10 protein-coding genes are annotated in these 15,574 nt (G+C 70.2%); 4 read left to right on the top strand and 6 right to left on the bottom strand.

Going from position 1 to position 15,574, the window contains the following annotated elements; genetic code table 11:
* Window positions 1-77 precede the first annotated feature (77 nt).
* On the bottom strand, window positions 78-2,375 hold the full coding sequence (locus AB0M73_RS33250) for a hypothetical protein (protein ID WP_363899124.1): 2,298 nt from the start codon (window positions 2,373-2,375) through the stop codon (window positions 78-80).
* Window positions 2,376-2,919: 544 nt separating this feature from the next.
* Here AB0M73_RS33250 and AB0M73_RS33245 point away from each other — a divergent pair.
* A complete protein-coding gene (locus AB0M73_RS33245; protein WP_363899121.1) occupies window positions 2,920-3,384 on the top strand; it encodes a hypothetical protein in 465 nt (154 codons plus the stop codon).
* Between the two features lie 64 nt (window positions 3,385-3,448).
* Here AB0M73_RS33245 and AB0M73_RS33240 read toward each other — a convergent pair whose 3' ends face one another.
* The 5 genes from AB0M73_RS33240 to AB0M73_RS33220 all read right to left on the bottom strand — a co-directional run bounded on the left by AB0M73_RS33240 (window position 3,449) and on the right by AB0M73_RS33220 (window position 10,812).
* Window positions 3,449-6,157, bottom strand: a complete 2,709-nt coding sequence (locus AB0M73_RS33240) for a glycoside hydrolase family 38 C-terminal domain-containing protein (protein WP_363899118.1) — start codon at window positions 6,155-6,157, stop codon at window positions 3,449-3,451.
* A 40-nt stretch (window positions 6,158-6,197) separates the two neighbouring features.
* Window positions 6,198-7,004: a carbohydrate ABC transporter permease gene (locus tag AB0M73_RS33235; RefSeq protein WP_363899261.1), complete on the bottom strand. Its 807-nt coding sequence runs from the start codon at window positions 7,002-7,004 to the stop codon at window positions 6,198-6,200.
* Between the two features lie 38 nt (window positions 7,005-7,042).
* A complete protein-coding gene (locus tag AB0M73_RS33230) occupies window positions 7,043-7,990 on the bottom strand; it encodes a sugar ABC transporter permease (protein ID WP_363899115.1) in 948 nt (315 codons plus the stop codon).
* A 7-nt stretch (window positions 7,991-7,997) separates the two neighbouring features.
* Complete coding sequence (locus tag AB0M73_RS33225) at window positions 7,998-9,329, bottom strand: sugar ABC transporter substrate-binding protein (protein WP_363899112.1); 1,332 nt, start codon at window positions 9,327-9,329, stop codon at window positions 7,998-8,000.
* A gap of 241 nt (window positions 9,330-9,570) precedes the next feature.
* Window positions 9,571-10,812 carry an ROK family transcriptional regulator gene (locus tag AB0M73_RS33220; RefSeq protein ID WP_363899109.1) on the bottom strand — a complete coding sequence of 414 codons (1,242 nt, stop codon included), beginning with the start codon at window positions 10,810-10,812 and terminating at the stop codon, window positions 9,571-9,573.
* Between the two features lie 152 nt (window positions 10,813-10,964).
* On the opposite strand from AB0M73_RS33220, the gene AB0M73_RS33215 reads away from it, so the two are divergent.
* From AB0M73_RS33215 to AB0M73_RS33205, 3 genes are all read left to right on the top strand, one after another.
* Complete coding sequence (locus AB0M73_RS33215; RefSeq protein ID WP_363899258.1) at window positions 10,965-13,580, top strand: AAA family ATPase; 2,616 nt, start codon at window positions 10,965-10,967, stop codon at window positions 13,578-13,580.
* A gap of 249 nt (window positions 13,581-13,829) precedes the next feature.
* Window positions 13,830-14,363: a hypothetical protein gene (locus AB0M73_RS33210; protein WP_363899106.1), complete on the top strand. Its 534-nt coding sequence runs from the start codon at window positions 13,830-13,832 to the stop codon at window positions 14,361-14,363.
* A gap of 216 nt (window positions 14,364-14,579) precedes the next feature.
* On the top strand, window positions 14,580-15,569 hold the full coding sequence (locus AB0M73_RS33205; protein WP_363899103.1) for an SDR family NAD(P)-dependent oxidoreductase: 990 nt from the start codon (window positions 14,580-14,582) through the stop codon (window positions 15,567-15,569).
* Window positions 15,570-15,574 lie beyond the last annotated feature (5 nt).

Here is a 15,574-nt window from a genome sequence, read left to right as displayed (position 1 = left end):
CGGTGGCGCCGATTCCGGCGTTCTGTCGAACACCGCCCGGCGCCGTGAGCCGAACCGGCCCACGGCGCCAGGAGGTGTCACGGCACCAGGGCGTAGCCCACGTCGACGCCGGCCGAGATCGCGCTGACCCCGGTCGGCTGGTTCAGCCGCAGCGGCACCGCGGAGCGCGCGGGGTGGCCGTCCACCGGCCCGAGCTCGTCTTCCGAGTTCCGACCCCAGGCCCAGACCCGGCCGGCGGTGTCGAGCGCGTAGCCGCCGTTGCCCATGCCGGTGATCGACTTCACGGCGGTCAGGCCGCTCATCGTCGTGGGCGTGCCGGAGAAGCACTCGCAGTCGACGCCCGTGCCGGTGGCGCCGTCGTACTGGCTGCCCCAGCCCCAGGTGCTGCCGTCGGCCAACGCGGCGAAGGTGTTGTTGCCGTCCATGCCGACCGCCGTGGCCGGCCCGATGCCCTTCACCTGCGTGGGCAGGTTGGAGTAGCAGTTGGGCGCCGTGGTCCCGACCAGCTCGCAGCCGGAGTCGACGCCGCCGACCGTGCCGTTGCCGAGCTGTCCCTGGCGGTTGTCGCCCCAGGTCCACACGGTGCCGTCGTTCTTCAGCGCCATCGCGCCGTAGCCGCCGTTCGACTCGATGGCGCGGATGTCGGACAGGCCGCTGACCTGGACCGACGTCCCCGTGTACTGCGGGGTGTCCGAGCCGGTGCCCAGCGCGCCGAACCCGTTGGAGCCCCACGACCAGACGGTGCCGTCGTCCTTCAGCGCGTACGACACGCCGAGGCCCGCGGCGACCGCCTTCACGCCGGACAGGCCCGGCACCTGTCCCGGCTGGTAGTGCCCGCCGGAGGGCGCGGTCGACCCCCACGACCACACCGTCCCGTCGGACTTCAGCGCGACGGTGCCAGACAGCGCCGTCACGTGGTCGAGGCCGATGGCCGGCACCGGGATCAGCGACTCGCCGCCCCACCAGCCGTTGCCCAGCTCGCCGCCGTAGTTGAAGCCCCAGGACCAGACCGTGCCGTCGGCCAGCAGGGCGTGCGAGCCGGAGATCGCCTTCACGCCGGACAGGCCGTACACCGGGAGCGGGGTGGCCGAGCCGCCCACGGCGCCGGTGCCGAGCTGGCTGAGGTAGCTGCTGCCCCACGCGTAGACGCAACCGCCGGCGCACGGCTTGGGCGGCAGGAAGAAGTACCCGGACAGGTCGGCGATCAGCTGCACGTTGCCGTTGGCGTTGTACAGGGTCACCGAGCTGTTGACGCCGGTGCCGACCGCGACGAGGTTGGCCGCGGTCTGCCCGGTCGCCAGGTTCAGGTTCGAGCCGTCCTCACGGCCCTGGCCGGTCGGCCGGGCGGCGACGTAGGTGCCGGTCGTGGGCTCGGTGCCGGTCAGGTTCAGCACCGCGCCGGTCGCGGACGCCGGGACGTTGGCTCCCAGCGCCAGGTTGACCTCGCCACCGGGGCCGACCGGGCCGGTCGCGCCGCCGGTGCCGTCGCGGGTGTCCAGCACGCGGGTCGGCGTGATCGGGGCGAAGAGCGAGCCGTAGTCCGGGGTGTAGAAGCCGGCCAGGTCGACCACCAGGTCAACCGTGCCGAAGTGGTTGGCCAGGCTGAACTTCCGGCCAGCCCCGAGCGCGATGGTGACCAGGTTCGGCGAGGTCGCGCCGCCGGTCAGGTTCAGGTTGGAGGTGTTCGGCATCGCCGTGCCGGCCGGCCACGCCGTGATGAAGGTGCCGGTGGACGCGTCGGTGCCGGTGAGGTTGAACGTCACCGCGGTGGCCGACGCCGGCACGCGGTCCGACAGGTCGACGGTCACGACCCCGCCCGGCCCGACCGGGTTCGGCGGGTTGGGGCCGATCTGGACGCGGGTGTCCAGCACCCGGGTCGGGCTGGTCAGCGCCATGTACTTGCCGGCCGCGTCGGTGCCGTAGTAGCCGGTCAGGTCGGCGACGAGGTGCACCGTGCCCTGGAAGTTGAACAGGTTGACCTTGCGGTCCGCGCCGAGCGCGACGGTCACCAGGTTCGGGCGGGTCTCACCGGCGGCCAGGTTCAGGTTCGAGGCCGAGGTTCGGTTCGTGCCGCTGGGAAAGACCGTGACGTACGTGGACGCGGTCGGCTCGGTGCCGGTCACGTTCAGCACGACGGCGGTCGCCGACGCCGGCACGCGGGCCGACAGGTCGAGGGAGATGGTGGAGCCCGGTCCGACGGGCGTGGTCGTGCCTGCCGTGCCGGTGCCGTCCCGCGTGTCGAGCACCCGAACCGGCGAGATCGGGATGAACGGCGCCCCGGTCGGCGTCGCGGCGGACACGGCTGGGCCGGCCCCCGCGGTGATCAGTGCGCCAACCAGCCCAGCAGCCAGCGCCAAGTAGCCGATGCGTCTCATGCTGTCCCTTTTCCGAGGTCAGGACAGCCACGGACGTGCCTGCCCCCCTGGTGCGACATCATCGGCCTCGGCCGGGACCTTGTCTCTGTGTTTCGGGCAACTTGCCGGCCGTCAGGAATGCGGCTCCTCGGTGACGCTGGTGATCGTCCGGCCGGGACGCGGCTCGGCGATGGTGACGGAGCGTGCCGTCCGGGCCCGTCAGCAGCGGTTCCGGGAGCCACGGGCCGACGTAGCTCTCCCCGCTGCACCCGAGCGCTCCTCAGGATTTCGCCCGCCCCGCCGCCACCGTCACGGCCAAGCCGTCAGGTCGACGATCTCCGCAGATCCGTGCCGTCCGCCCGCAGCTACACCTCCGGCGTCGGGCGGGCGGGGGCGATTAACTCTTGACGATCCATTTGAGAGCTGAGCGATCCGTGCGACCATGCGGGTCGTGAATCATCTTCACGTTCGAGGGTCGGGGTCGGACCTCCTGGGCATCGCGGGGAGAGGGCGTGCACGGCGGCGGGCGAACCGTCGCAGACGCCTGACTCAGTAGGAGGACCACATGAATCCGACCCGCTTGCTCGTGGGCATCGCGGCGGTGGCCGGCAGCGTGCTGCTGGCCGTGCCGGCCTACGCCGCCACCGGACAGGTCGACGGCAACATCACGGTGGGCGACTCGAGCTGCTCCTGGACCAACGCCACCACCAGCGACGTGCCGGCCAACACCCTGACGATCGACCACACGACTGTCCACCCGACCTGCACTGGCAGCATCACGGCCGGCCTGACCAACGACCCGACGGTCACGTTCGACGACACGGCGGGCACGGCGTCCGCGCCGGAGGTCGACGTCAACGGGACCGAGCTGGGCCAGACCTGCTCCTACAAGGCGACCGACGTGACCTACACCCGCCAGGGCACGACCCGGAACTACACGGGCGGCCCCTTCACGGCCACCCTGACCGACGGCAGTTTCCTGTGCCCCAAGACGGAAACGGTCAGCGCCGCCTCGCTGGCCTTCCACTGACCGGACGGCACAGGGGCGACCCCCTCCCTGCGAGGGGCCGCCCCTGTGCCGCAACGACTTCGTGCTACCGAAGCACGATCGTCCGGATCTCCCACGCGCCGAGGGCGAGGTCGAGCCCCTCCCCCACGGACGTCGTGGCCAGCGGACGGCCGAGCAGGTCGACGGTGGTGGCCTCGGTGAACGAGCCGGTGACGCGAGCGGTGGAACCGTTGTCGCACATGGCAACCAGCCGCACTTCGATGCCCGCGCCATGATCGCTGACGACACGACGGATGCTCGACACGAAGATGTCCGAACCGTCGACCTGCACGGCGGCGACGTCGGCGGGCAGCGGGCCGCCGGCCGGTGCGCTGCCGCGGCGGACGAGGACGTCGTTGCGGAAGTCCTCGGCCAGGGCGACGGCGTCGGCGGCCTGCCAGCCGGAGGCCGAAGGCAGCACAGCGAAGCGGTTCTCGATACGAACGCCGAGCTCCTGCGCCCCGGGCGCGGGGATCTCGCTCGCGGCGGGCTCGTCGCGCAGCGGATGGATGTTCACGCTGATCGAGCCGATGGCGCGCAGCAACGTGATGGCGAGTTCGTCGCCGACGACTTCGTACTCGGTGGCGTGATCGAGCAGCACGGTGACCGCGCCGGCCGACACGAAGGAGCTCGCGGGGAAGGTGGGGATCGGGAACTCGCCCCAACCGCCCTCGGCGGTCAAACCTCGCTCCGTCACGGAGAACTGGCCCGCGGAGGCGGAACCGACGACCGGCGAAGGCAGTGGCACGTGGCAACGCAGGCGGTGGTCGGCGGACCGGTTGAGGAAGGAGGTGGAAACGCGCACGAACGGCTCGTCCACCCGCACTTCGACCACGGTTTCCACCGGCGTTGAGGCGATCTCGGCGGAACGCACGTCGCGGTCGTCCGACAGCGCGGTGGGCCAGGCGTAGGTTCGGGTGATCCGCAGCCGCGACCGCAGCGGGCCGTTCTCCAGCACCTCGACGGAGACATCGGTCGGATCCGAGACGGGCAGATCCCGTGCCGGCGGCCCGTAGTTGTAGCTGTCGCCACGGTCGCCGCCGTCGACGAGCCGCCCGACCCCCCGCAACACAGTGCCGTCAGCCCCGGTCACGTCGACGGTGCCGTCGGCATTGACCTCGACGTCGACCAGCCCGTTGGACAGCCGCTGAGCGGTAGCCGTCGCTGGCGTGAAAGAGAGGTCACTGAAACCGGGCGAGACCTGGAAACTGGCCAGCCCCGAAGCCGGAACCGGCACGGGCGCCAGCACGGTGGCGCGGGCTTCCTCCAGCGTCAGCACGGTCCACTCGCCCGGGTGCGCGGCCGCGGCGGCGGCGACCTCACGACGCAGGATCAGCAGGTCGAACGGCCCGCTGGTCGGCACGTCGGCCAGGTGGAACACGAGCGATCCGGGCGTCAGCTCGTAACGGTCGATCTGCCGGCCGAACAGTTCACGGCGGTGGATGCGACGCAGCACGCGTTCGAGCTGCGTGGCGTCCACGCGTTCGTCGGCGAGCACGGTGGGTGCCATCGAGGTCAACTGCACGGGCCGCGTCGAGCCGTCGGCGGCGGCCGCGACCAGCGCGGAACCGTCGGGCGGGGTCAGGACATCGACCTCGACCAGAGCCGTGCGAGGCACAGGCAACGGGTTGGCCACCAGATAACCGTCACTGGGAACCAGTGCGGCACGCTCGGCCAGGGCCGAATCCCGCACCGCACGGGCGATGTGCGCGGCCTCGGCGAGCCGACCTTCGACCTGGTCGGCCGTTTCGTCCGTACCCGAGCCGACCACCGAGTCGTGGGCCGTCGACTCGATGATCTTGTGCCACGCCAGGGCGAGGAACCTCGACTCGTCCCGCGTCGACCACATCGCGTTCATCCGCTCGGCGTGGTCGACGATGCGCTCGGCGACCGCCATGCGCTGCTTGAGCGGACGCCGCACGGAGATCACGCCGGGCAGGATGTTGCCGCGCACATGGCTGCGCAGCTCACCGGTGACGATGGCGGACACCTCGTCGCGGGCGTGCTTCTGAACGTATTCGGCCAGCGTGGCGATGATGATCGGGCGCTCTTCGGTGGAATCGCGCCGAAGCCAGCTCGCCAGCCGGGGGTCCGGCGCGGCGTGGTCGGTGCCGGCCATGGCCAGCGCCGGGTCGCTACCCCAGCGCTCCGCCGTCATCTCCACGTAGTCGTCAAGCGCGCGGCCGATCTGGTCGGGCACCAGCAGCACGTCGAGGCCGTTGTCGTAGCCGTCGAACAGGAACTCGGTCCGCACCTCGGAGCCGTCCGGTCCACGCCAGCGGAAAGCGTGGCCGGGCACGGAACCCGGCACACCACGCCACAGCGCCGCGTGCTCGATGCCGGCCCGGGCCAGGATCTGCGGCATCTGCGCGACGTGGCCGAACATGTCCGGCAGATAGCCGATCGGCATCGCCCCACCGAGTTCGGCCGCCGCGGCCCAACCCAGCTGGAGATTGCGCACGATCGTCTCGCCGGAGCACAGGAACTCGTCGAGCAGGATCAGCCACGGCCCGATGGCCAGCTGCCCGTTGGCCACCAGGGCCACCACCCGGTCCCGGTTCTCCGGCCGCATCTCCAGGTAGTCCTCGACCGCCGCCAGCTGCCCGTCGACGGTGAAGCGGAAGTCGGGATTGGCCTCCGCCGTCGCCAGGACCGTGTCCAGCGCGCCGACGAGCCGGTGGCGGAACACCTGGAAGGGCTCGTACCACTCCCGGTCCCAGTGGAAATGGGGCACGAAGACAGCAGCTTTCCGCATGAACACAAGACTTTCTGCGTGAGGGAACGGCGACGACGTCCTACTTGACGGCCCCGACGGCCAGCCCGGAACGCCAGAATCTCTGTAGGAGCACGAAAACGACGATCACCGGGACGACCGAGACCAGCGCGCCGGCGATCACCAGCTCCTGGAGGTGGGGAATGTGCACGGTCTGGCCGTTCCACGAGAACAGGCCGAGCGTGATCGGGAACAGCGACTCCTTCTGCAGCATCACCATCGGCAGGAAGAAGTTGTTCCAGATGGCCACGAACTGGAACAGGAAGATCGTCACCAGCGAGGGCGTCATCAGCCGGACCGACACCGAGAAGAACGTCCGCAGCTCGCCGGCCCCGTCCAGTCGCGCCGACTCCAGGATCTCGTCGGGCACGGCCGCGCTGGCGAAGATCCGGGCCAGGTACACCCCGAACGGGCTGACGATGCTCGGCAGGAACACGGCCAGATAGGTGTTGACCAGACCGGCCGCCGAGAACAGCAGGAACAGCGGCAGCGCCAACGCCGTGGTGGGCACGAGCACCCCGCCAAGGATCACGGAGAACAGGAACTCCCTGCCACGGAAGCGAAACTTGGCCAGGGCGTAGCCGCACAGCGCGGAGATCAGCGTGCCGACACCGGCGCCGAGCACCGCGTAGATCACGCTGTTCACGGCCCACTGGAGGTAGATGCCGTTGCTCTCCGCGAACAGGTCGCCCAGGTTCTCGAACAGGCGGAAGTGCGAGAACGCCAGGCCGAACGTGGAGGCCAGGTCGCCCTGCGGCTTGGTGGCCGCGACGAACAGGAAGTAGATCGGCAGCAGGAAGTAGATGGCCAGCACGAGCATGATGGCCATCACCGCCGCGCGGCTGGCGAGGCTTTCCCGTTGGGTGTTCACAGGCCCGCCCTCCTCGACGTCAACCGCATGAACCCGAGGCTCAGCACGAACGTGATCACCGCGAGGATCACGGAGATGGCCGCCGCCTGCTGGTAGTTGTTCCCGGAGGCCACCGCGTAGGCCAGCATGTTCGGCGTGAAGGTGCTGGAGATGTTGGACGAGATCTGCCGCAGCACGGCCGGTTCGGCGTAGAGCTGGAGGGTGCCGATGATGGAGAACACCGTGGTCAGCACGATCGACGGGGCGATGATCGGAACCTTGATGCGCCAGGCGATCGCCCAGTCGCCGGCGCCGTCCAGCCGCGCGGCCTCGTAGAGGTCGGGCGGGATCGACTGCAGCGCCGAGAACATGATGAGCATGTTGTAGCCGGTCCACAGCCACGTGGAGACGTTCGCCGTCGACCACAGCACCGCGCCGGGGCCGAGGAAATCCGGTTGCAGGCCAAGGTGGTGCAGCAGATCGACGACCGGGCTCAGCTGCGGCGAGTACAGGAACGACCACATGATCGCGGCGATGACACCGGGCACGGCGTAGGGCATGAACGCCGCGATGCGGAAGAAGGACTTGAGCTTGAGCAGCGACGTGTCCAGCAGCAACGCCATGGCCAGCGCGAGGAACAGCATGACCGGCACCTGCACGATCCCGAACAGCGCGATGCGGCCGATGCTGCCCCAGAAAGCGCTGTCCTGGAACGCCTGCGTGTACTGGGTGAGTCCGCCGAAGGTCGTGTACGAGGTGCCGTACGCGCCGCCGGTGCGGCGGACGACCAGGAAGCTCTGCCACACCGCGTAGGCGACGGGCACCAGGTAGAACAGCACGAACGGCAGGAAGAACGGCAGCACGAACGCGAGGACGGTGACAACACGCGGGCGGCCGGCGCCGCGACGGCGACGGCCTCCCGCTGCTGTCACTCCGTGCGCCGCACGGGTGGCGAGGTCAGTCATACCGGGGTCAGTTTCCTGCCACGGCGGGGATTGCCTGCGCCTTCATCGACGACAGGGCCGTCGACTGGGCGGTGGCCAACGCGTCGGTGAGCGTGCCGGTGCCGGCAGTGGCCTTGGCCATCGCGTCCTGCAGCGCCACGTTCACGGCCTTCTGCGTCGGCCCCCACGTGAAGTCGGTGTCGACCTGCTTGGAGGAGTCGGCGAAGACGTCGAAGATCTTCTCGTTGTTGTAGTACGGAACGCCTTGGGACAGCTGGGGAAGCTGCAGTCCGGCGGTCGCGGCCGGGTACAGGCCGCCCACCTTGTTCTCCAGCGCGAGCGCCTCCGGGTCGCTGTTCAGCCACAGGTTGAACTTGACCGCCTCGTAGAGGTGCTGGCCGCCCTTCATGAACGCCACGGTCGAGCCGCCCCAGTCACCGGAGGCCGCGCTGCCGTTCCACGTCGGCATCGGCACTACCGTCCACTTGCCGGACCGGTCGGGCAGGTTGTCCCGGAAGTTGCCGTAGCCCCACGCCGCGCCGACGTAGGTGGCCACCTGGTTCTTCTCGTACGCCGCGTACATCGGCGTGGACGTGTTGGCCAGGTCGGTGCGGACCAGCTTGGCGTTGACCAGCTTCTGCCAGTAGTCGGCGACCTGCTTGCTCTGCGCGGAGTCCACCGTCACGTGCCAGGTGTCGCCGGCGTAGCTGTACATCTTGGCCTTGGCCTGCCAGAGCAGACCGTTGAACCACTCGGCGTTGTTCGGGTCGAAGAACGTGATGGTCAGGTTGGGGTCGGCGGCGTGCAGCTTCTGCGCGTCGTCGGCGTACTCGTCCCAGGTCTTGGGGATCGACAGGCCGTGCTGGCTGAAGATGTCGCTGCGCACGTAGAGGGCCATCGGGCCGGTGTCCTGCGGGAGCGCGAACACGCCCGTGCCGCCGAAGCTGCTCTGCGACCAGGTCCACGGCACGAACTTCGACTTGGCCGCCACGGCGTCCGCGCAGGCCGAGGCGTCCACGAGCGCGCCCTGGGTTCTCTGGTCGGGCAGTTCGTCGTAGCCGACCTGGGCCAGGTCGGGCGCGGTGCCCGCCTTGATCGCGTTGCCGATGGCGCCGTACTGGTCGTTGGCGATGTTCTTGGTCTGCACCTGGATGTTCGGGTTCTTCTTGTTCCACAGGTCGACGACCTGGTCCATGCCCGAGACGGTGTTCCAGTACTGCAGCGTGACCTTGCCCTGAGACGGCGCGCAGGAGCCCGCCGCCGCACTGTCCGATGGGGACGATGGTGACCCACAGGCGGCGAGCACGGTGACGGCGGTGGTCACGGCGACGGCCACACCCACGAAGCGATTGATGCTCATGTCTTCCTCACGGAGAACGGCTGGCGGGCGGCGCCAACCGGGTCGACGTTGACGTTCTCAGGCAAGGGGTCGCGATGCCCTGGGGTGGCAGAAGCTCGGCGACGGTTCGCGCACCGGGCCCCCGCGACGGGAGTTACTAAACCATATATCGTAATTACCGGCAACGGTTGCTATGGCAAATTCGGGGCCGTGAGCAGCGGGTAGTCAGGTGCTCACGCCACCGTGAACAGCGGCGCCGGGCTCATTCCGCCGTGAGCAGCAGCGCCGACGGCCGCGGCGAGAAGGTGTTGTCCAGCATCAGCGTCGCGGCGCCGACGGCAGCCACATCCACCGGAATCGCGGACTCGACGATCCGCACGGGATCGGGCGACACGAGGGCGGGGTCGGCATGGACTTCGTCCGACAGGGTGGCCAGGACGACGGGGGCGATGCTGGCCCAGAACGGGCCGCCGAAGACCACCTCGTCGATGTCGAGCAGGTTGACGATGACCACGATGGCCCGGGCCAGGGCACGGGAGACGTCGGCCAGGATGGCCGAGGCGGCGGGATGGCCGTCCTGCGCGAGGTTCGCCAACCGGCGCAGTGCGGCGTCCACATCGGACATGTCGTCGAGGTTGCCGACCTCGGACGGCGACAGGACACCGTCCCGCACGGCGCGTTCGACCAGCACACGGGGCACGGTCACGTAGCCGACGCAGCCCCGCCGGCCGCAGGTGCACACGGGACCGTCGGGATCGACGGTGATGTGGCCGGCGTCGCCGGCATTGGCGCTGACGCCGCGAACGACCTCTCCCGCCAACGACAAGCCGGTGCCGAGACCCGTGCCGTAGTACATGAAGGCGAAGTCGCGGCGGGTGCCGGGGCTGGCGTACCAGAGCTCGGCGACCACGGTGGCGGTCGTGTCCTTCTCCAGCAGCACGGGCAGCCCGGTGGCCTCGGCGAGCGCGCTGCGCAGGGCGACCCGGCGCCAGTTGGGCATCATCGGCGGGTTCAGCAGCACGCCGTCGTCCACCGTCACCGGCCCGGGCGAGGCGATGCCGATCCCGAGCACACGGGACCGATCGACGGCGGAACCCGTGATGAGGGCGTCGATCGCGGTCGCCATCTCCTCGATGACCGCAGTCGCGTCGCCGGCGGTGGGCGTGCCGGTGCGCGAGTGGTCCCGGATCGCGCCGGACAAGTCGACCAGCACGTAGCTGACGGCGGCCGGGTCGATGTGCACGCCGACGGCGAAACCGCCGGCCGGATTGAGCTTGACGACCGCCGCCGGCTTGCCGGGGCCACCGGTGCGCATGCCGTGCTCGTCGATCAGGCCCGCGTCGAGCAGGCGGCGGCAGACCTTGGTCACGGTCATCACGCTCAGCGCGGTGAGGGCGGCGATCTCCGACCGGGTGATGCCCTCGGGGCGGCGGCGGATCGCGTCGAGAACGACCGTCTGGTTGTACTCACCGACGGCGGGCAGATTCGTTCCCCTGTGATCCAACGCCAACCTCCCCACAGACCGGTGCCTGACCGGCAGCGTAGCGTCACGCCGATCCCCGACGCCGGTGTAACCCGTCGACGTACTCCTCGGATGCGAGCGGGAACGCTTGCCCGCTCGCACAGACCACTCGAGGGGGAAAACGCGTGGTGAGCATGGTCACCGACCTGACGGTGGATTCCGGCGGTCAGTTGTCCGATTTCGCACCGCCGCTGCTGGAGAGGGAGCCGCCGCTGGCGGCGCTGCGCCAGTACGCGATCGAGGCCGCGCAGGGCGCCGGGCGGCTGGTGCTGCTGGCGGGCGAGGCCGGCGTGGGAAAGTCGACGCTGTTGGAGATGCTGAGACGGGATCCCGAGGGCGCCCGGTGGTCCTGGAGCGCCTGTGACGGGCTGTTCGTGCCTCGCCCGCTCGGGCCGCTGTTCGACCTGGCCGACCAGCTCGGCGGCGACCTGCGGCAGCGCTGCGCCACCGGCGGCGACCGCGAGGACCTCTTCCGGGCACTGGCGGGCCAGCTCGACGCGCCGGACGTCGTGGTGATCGAGGACATCCACTGGGCCGACGAGGCGACGCTGGACCTGCTCCGGTTCCTGAGCCGGCGGCTTCGGACCACGTCGGCGCTGGTCATCGCCACCTACCGCGACGACGAGGCCGCCGGCGAGGCGCTGCGGCAGGCTCTCGGCGACCTGGCCGCGCAGCCCTCGACCCGGCGCATCCGGCTGTCCCCGCTGTCGCTCGACTCGGTGCGGGTGCTGGCCGAGGACAGCGGCTTCACCGCGGACCGGCTGTTCGAGCTGACCGGCGGAAATCCGTTCTACGTGGCCGAATTGCTCCAGGCCGGGGAGACCGGCGTGCCGATGTCGGCGCGGGACGTGGTGCTCGCGCGGGCGGCACGCCTCGGCGACCACGCGCGGGCCAGCCTGGACGTCGCCGCGCTCATCGGCGTCAAGGTCGACGTGTCGTTGCTCGCCACGCTCGGCCCGGACCCCGCTGCCCTGGACGAACTGCTGGCCTCCGGCCTGTTGGTGGCGGACGGCCGGTGGCTGCGCTTCCGTCACGAGATCGCACGACTCGCTGTCGCCCAAGCCATTCCCGCGCACCGCGCGCATGCCATTCACCGGCAGTTGCTGACGGCGTTGCGCGCGCATGACTGCCCCGACGAGGCCCGGCTGGCTTTCCACGCCGAGGAGAGCGGGGACGAGAAGGCGGTGCTGCGCTACGCCCCCGCCGCCGCTCGGCGGGCCGCACGGCTGGGCTCCCATCATGAGGCGGCGGCCCAGTTCGAGCGCGCGCTGCGGTTCGCCGACCGAGCCGATCTGGCCGTACGCGGCGAGTTGTGCGAGGAGCTGGCCGACGAGGCGACGCTGCTGGGCCGCTTGGCGATGGCCGAGGACTCCGCGGAACGGGCGCTGTCGTCGTGGCGCGAGACCGGCGACCGGTTGCGGGAGGGTTCGGCGCTGGCCCGGCTGTCACGGATCAGGTCGAGCCGGTGCCGCGGCCTGGAAGCGGCCGCGGCGGCGCGGGCCAGCGTGTCCGTGCTCGAACCGCTCGGGCCCTCCGTCGAACTCGCCGGGGCGTACGCGACGCTGGCCAATCAGCGCATGCTCCAGGCCGACTACGACACGGCGACCGCCCTGGCCCGGCGGGCTCAGCAACTCGCGGTCCAGTTCGGCGTCACCGACGTCCTCAGCGACGCGCTGAACACCGAAGCCGGCAGTGCCTCCGGCCGGGGTCTGGAGTGGACGCCGCTGATGCGCCGGGCGCTGTACACCGCCCTGGCCGGCCGACACCAGAAACAGGCCGCGCGGGCGTACGTCAACCTGTGCGTGATCGCCGTCGAGCAATGGCGGTTCACCGAGGCCGAGCACTATCTCGCCGAGGGAATCGAGTACTGCGACGACCACGGTCTCGCCACCTACGCCATCCGCCTGCGCGGCGAGCTGGCCAATCTGTTCGAGCGCACCGGGCGGTGGGACGAGGCAGTGACCACCACGCACGAGCTGCTCCACCACGGTGAGCAGTCGCCGGTGAACGTGCTGTGCGGTTTGGTGCGGCTGGGCGTGATCCGGGCCCGGCGGGGCGAGGCAGCGGTCTGGGAGTGCCTGGACGAGGCGGCTGCCATCGCCGAGGACCAGGACGAGCCGCCGTTCCACGTCTTCACCCGGCTCGCCCGGGCCGAGGCGCACTGGCTCGCCGGCGACCTCCTTGCCGCGCGCACCGAAGCGGAGTCGGCCGCCCGAACGGCCGGCGCCTGCGTCGCCTGGCACCGTGGCGCCGTCGCCGTGTGGCTGCGCCGAACCGGCTCCGAGCAACCGATCGACACCGCCGTCGCCGCACCCCACCTCGACCTGTTGAGCGGGGACGTTTCCCGCGCGGCGGCCACATGGACCCGACTCGGCTGTCCTTACGAGGCCGGCCTGGCGCTGCTGGATTCCGGTCAGGACAAGCATCTTCGCCAGGCCTTCACCCTCTTCACCGGCCTCGGCGCCGGGGCCGCCGCCGCGCTGGCCCGCCGCGCGCTGCGCAGGCTGGGCGCGCGGACCATCCCCGCCGGGCCTCGGGGCACCACCCGATCCCACCCCCTCGGCCTCACCCGCCGTGAGCACGAGGTCCTCGTCCTCATCGCCGAGGGCCACACCAACGCCCGCATCGGCGGCCGCCTGTGCATCTCCGCCAAGACCGTCGACCACCACGTCTCCGCCATCCTCGCCAAGCTCGGCGTCCCCGACCGCGCCGCCGCCGGCCAGGTCGCCCGCCGCGACCTGACGGGCTGACCAAGGCGTGAGTCATTGCCGATCCGCGGCCACCGGGCTTTGCCCGGTGGACCCGGCGATCCGCCACGGGCAGCAAAGGCCGATGGGCAACGGCCAACATGGGGAACCGACCGTCCAACATGGGGAACCGCTCCCGATACGGCCGGCCCGCCGAATCCGTAGCGTTTTCACCCGGAACGACAACTCACCGTCGTAACCCCGGAGTGAAAGGGAAAAACCACCGTGGAATTCCGCAGGAAAATCGTCGGAATGGTTCTTGGCGCGGTCGCGCTGGCCGCCGCCCTCGCCGGCACGGGAACGGCGGTCGCCCAGGCGACGCCGGCCGCCCAGGCCGCGCCGCACGCCGCCGTGTTCAATCCCATCTCCAACTTCGGCGACCCCAGCAAGTGCATGTCGGCGCCGGTCGCCGCGGCCAACACCGCGGTCGTCGAGGCACGGTGCGACGGCAGCGACGCGCAGAGCTGGGAGCTCAGGCAGTTCGACACGAACATCTGGCAGTTCCTCAACAAGAACGGCGCCGGCTTCTGCATGTTCGCCTTCTCCCCGCCCCCGCGCAACGGCGCCCCGATGGGCCTGAACAACTGCCGGACCGTCAGCAACGAGGAATTCAACACCCACACCTCGTCCACCGGCTTCCGCAGCCTGGAGTCGCGGACCGGCTTCACCAACACCGGCTTCTGCGTCGACATCCCCGGCGGCGCCGGCGCGCCGTACGGTCAGCAGCTGATCCTGTTCGGCTGCAACGGCAGCCAGTCGCAGTCGTGGCACGTCGTGTTCCCGTAGTCGAACGACACGCTGAATGCTCCGGCGCCCGCGGCCTGCCGCCGTGGGCGCCGGAGCATACCGGCGCGAGGGTCATCGACGGGAAATCGCCAAGGAATCGCGGCGACGGGATTCGATTGCACGGCACAGAGGGGACGGTAGGGGTTACCCGGCGCGACGGCCCAAAACTACCGTTTTCCCTGTTTGCCGTTTCGCGTCGACCGAAGCGAGTTGCTGATGTCACACAATCGATGGGCGGCCAAGACCGTCTTCGTCACGGGCGGACTCGGATTCATCGGGTCGCATTTCGTGGAAGAACTGCTCGCGGCCGGGGCTCGGGTGGTGTGCCTGTACCGGACGGAACGAGCCGACATGCTGGCGCAGCTGCCGGAGAGCCCCGATCTTCGACTGCTCCAGCTCGATCTGACCGACGGGCCGGAAATGCGGGCAGCGTGTCGCTACGTGACGCCAAGGGTGGATGCGATCATCCACTGCGCGGCGCTGGACGGAAACACCGAGTACAAGCTGAAGCACTCGGCGGAGATCCTGGACACGAATCTGCGGATCACCTCGAACGTGCTGAACTGCGCCCGGGAGTTCGCCGTGCCCGAGGTGGCGCTGCTCAGCTCGGCGGAGGTCTACCAGGGCGAGACCGACGCGCTGCTGCACGAGGAGGACGACTACCGCAAGCACATGCGGTACACCCCCAACGGCTACGCCCTGTCCAAGACGTTCGGCGAGGTGCTGGCCGACCTGCACCGGGTCCAGTTCGGCATGAACATCTACGTGCCGCGGCCGACCAACGTCTACGGCCCCCGCGACAACTTCGACGGCGGCGCCGGCCGGGTCGTGCCGACCATGATGAGCCGGATCGCGGCCGGCCAGGAGGTGGTGATCTGGGGCGACGGCAGCCAGGTCCGCACGTTCATCCACGTCCAGGACCTGGTGCGGGCCACGCTGGGCATGATGGCGCAGACAACCCACACCACGATGAACATCGGCACGAGCGAGCCGGTCTCGGTGCTCCAGCTGGCCAAGGCGCTGTTCGAGGTGCTCGGCCACCCCGAGCGGATCCGGCTGGACCTGGACCGGCCGACCGGCGCCTCCAGCCGCCAGCTCGACGTGCGCCGGATGACGGAGGTGACCGGGCTGAGCCCGCGGCCGCTGCACGTCGGGCTGCGTGAGACCGCCGAGTGGTTCCTGTCCCGCCGGGCCGTGGCGGTCTGACCCCG

Origin of the sequence: Kutzneria sp. NPDC051319, assembly GCF_040682195.1 — a bacterium.
In the GTDB taxonomy this organism is placed as follows: domain Bacteria; phylum Actinomycetota; class Actinomycetes; order Mycobacteriales; family Pseudonocardiaceae; genus Kutzneria.
This window is presented reverse-complemented; position numbering and strand designations above follow the sequence as displayed.

Excerpts from the sequence above, each read along its gene's own strand:
- AB0M73_RS33250 (WP_363899124.1), bottom strand. The coding sequence starts at position 2,375 with ATGAGACGCATCGGCTACTTGGCGCTGGCTGCTGGGCTGGTTGGCGCA.
- AB0M73_RS33245 (WP_363899121.1), top strand. The coding sequence starts at position 2,920 with ATGAATCCGACCCGCTTGCTCGTGGGCATCGCGGCGGTGGCCGGCAGC.
- AB0M73_RS33240 (WP_363899118.1), bottom strand. The coding sequence starts at position 6,157 with ATGCGGAAAGCTGCTGTCTTCGTGCCCCATTTCCACTGGGACCGGGAG.
- AB0M73_RS33235 (WP_363899261.1), bottom strand. The coding sequence starts at position 7,004 with ATGGCCATCATGCTCGTGCTGGCCATCTACTTCCTGCTGCCGATCTAC.
- AB0M73_RS33230 (WP_363899115.1), bottom strand. The coding sequence starts at position 7,990 with ATGACTGACCTCGCCACCCGTGCGGCGCACGGAGTGACAGCAGCGGGA.
- AB0M73_RS33225 (WP_363899112.1), bottom strand. The coding sequence starts at position 9,329 with ATGAGCATCAATCGCTTCGTGGGTGTGGCCGTCGCCGTGACCACCGCC.
- AB0M73_RS33215 (WP_363899258.1), top strand. The coding sequence starts at position 10,965 with ATGGTCACCGACCTGACGGTGGATTCCGGCGGTCAGTTGTCCGATTTC.
- AB0M73_RS33210 (WP_363899106.1), top strand. The coding sequence starts at position 13,830 with ATGGTTCTTGGCGCGGTCGCGCTGGCCGCCGCCCTCGCCGGCACGGGA.
- AB0M73_RS33205 (WP_363899103.1), top strand. The coding sequence starts at position 14,580 with ATGTCACACAATCGATGGGCGGCCAAGACCGTCTTCGTCACGGGCGGA.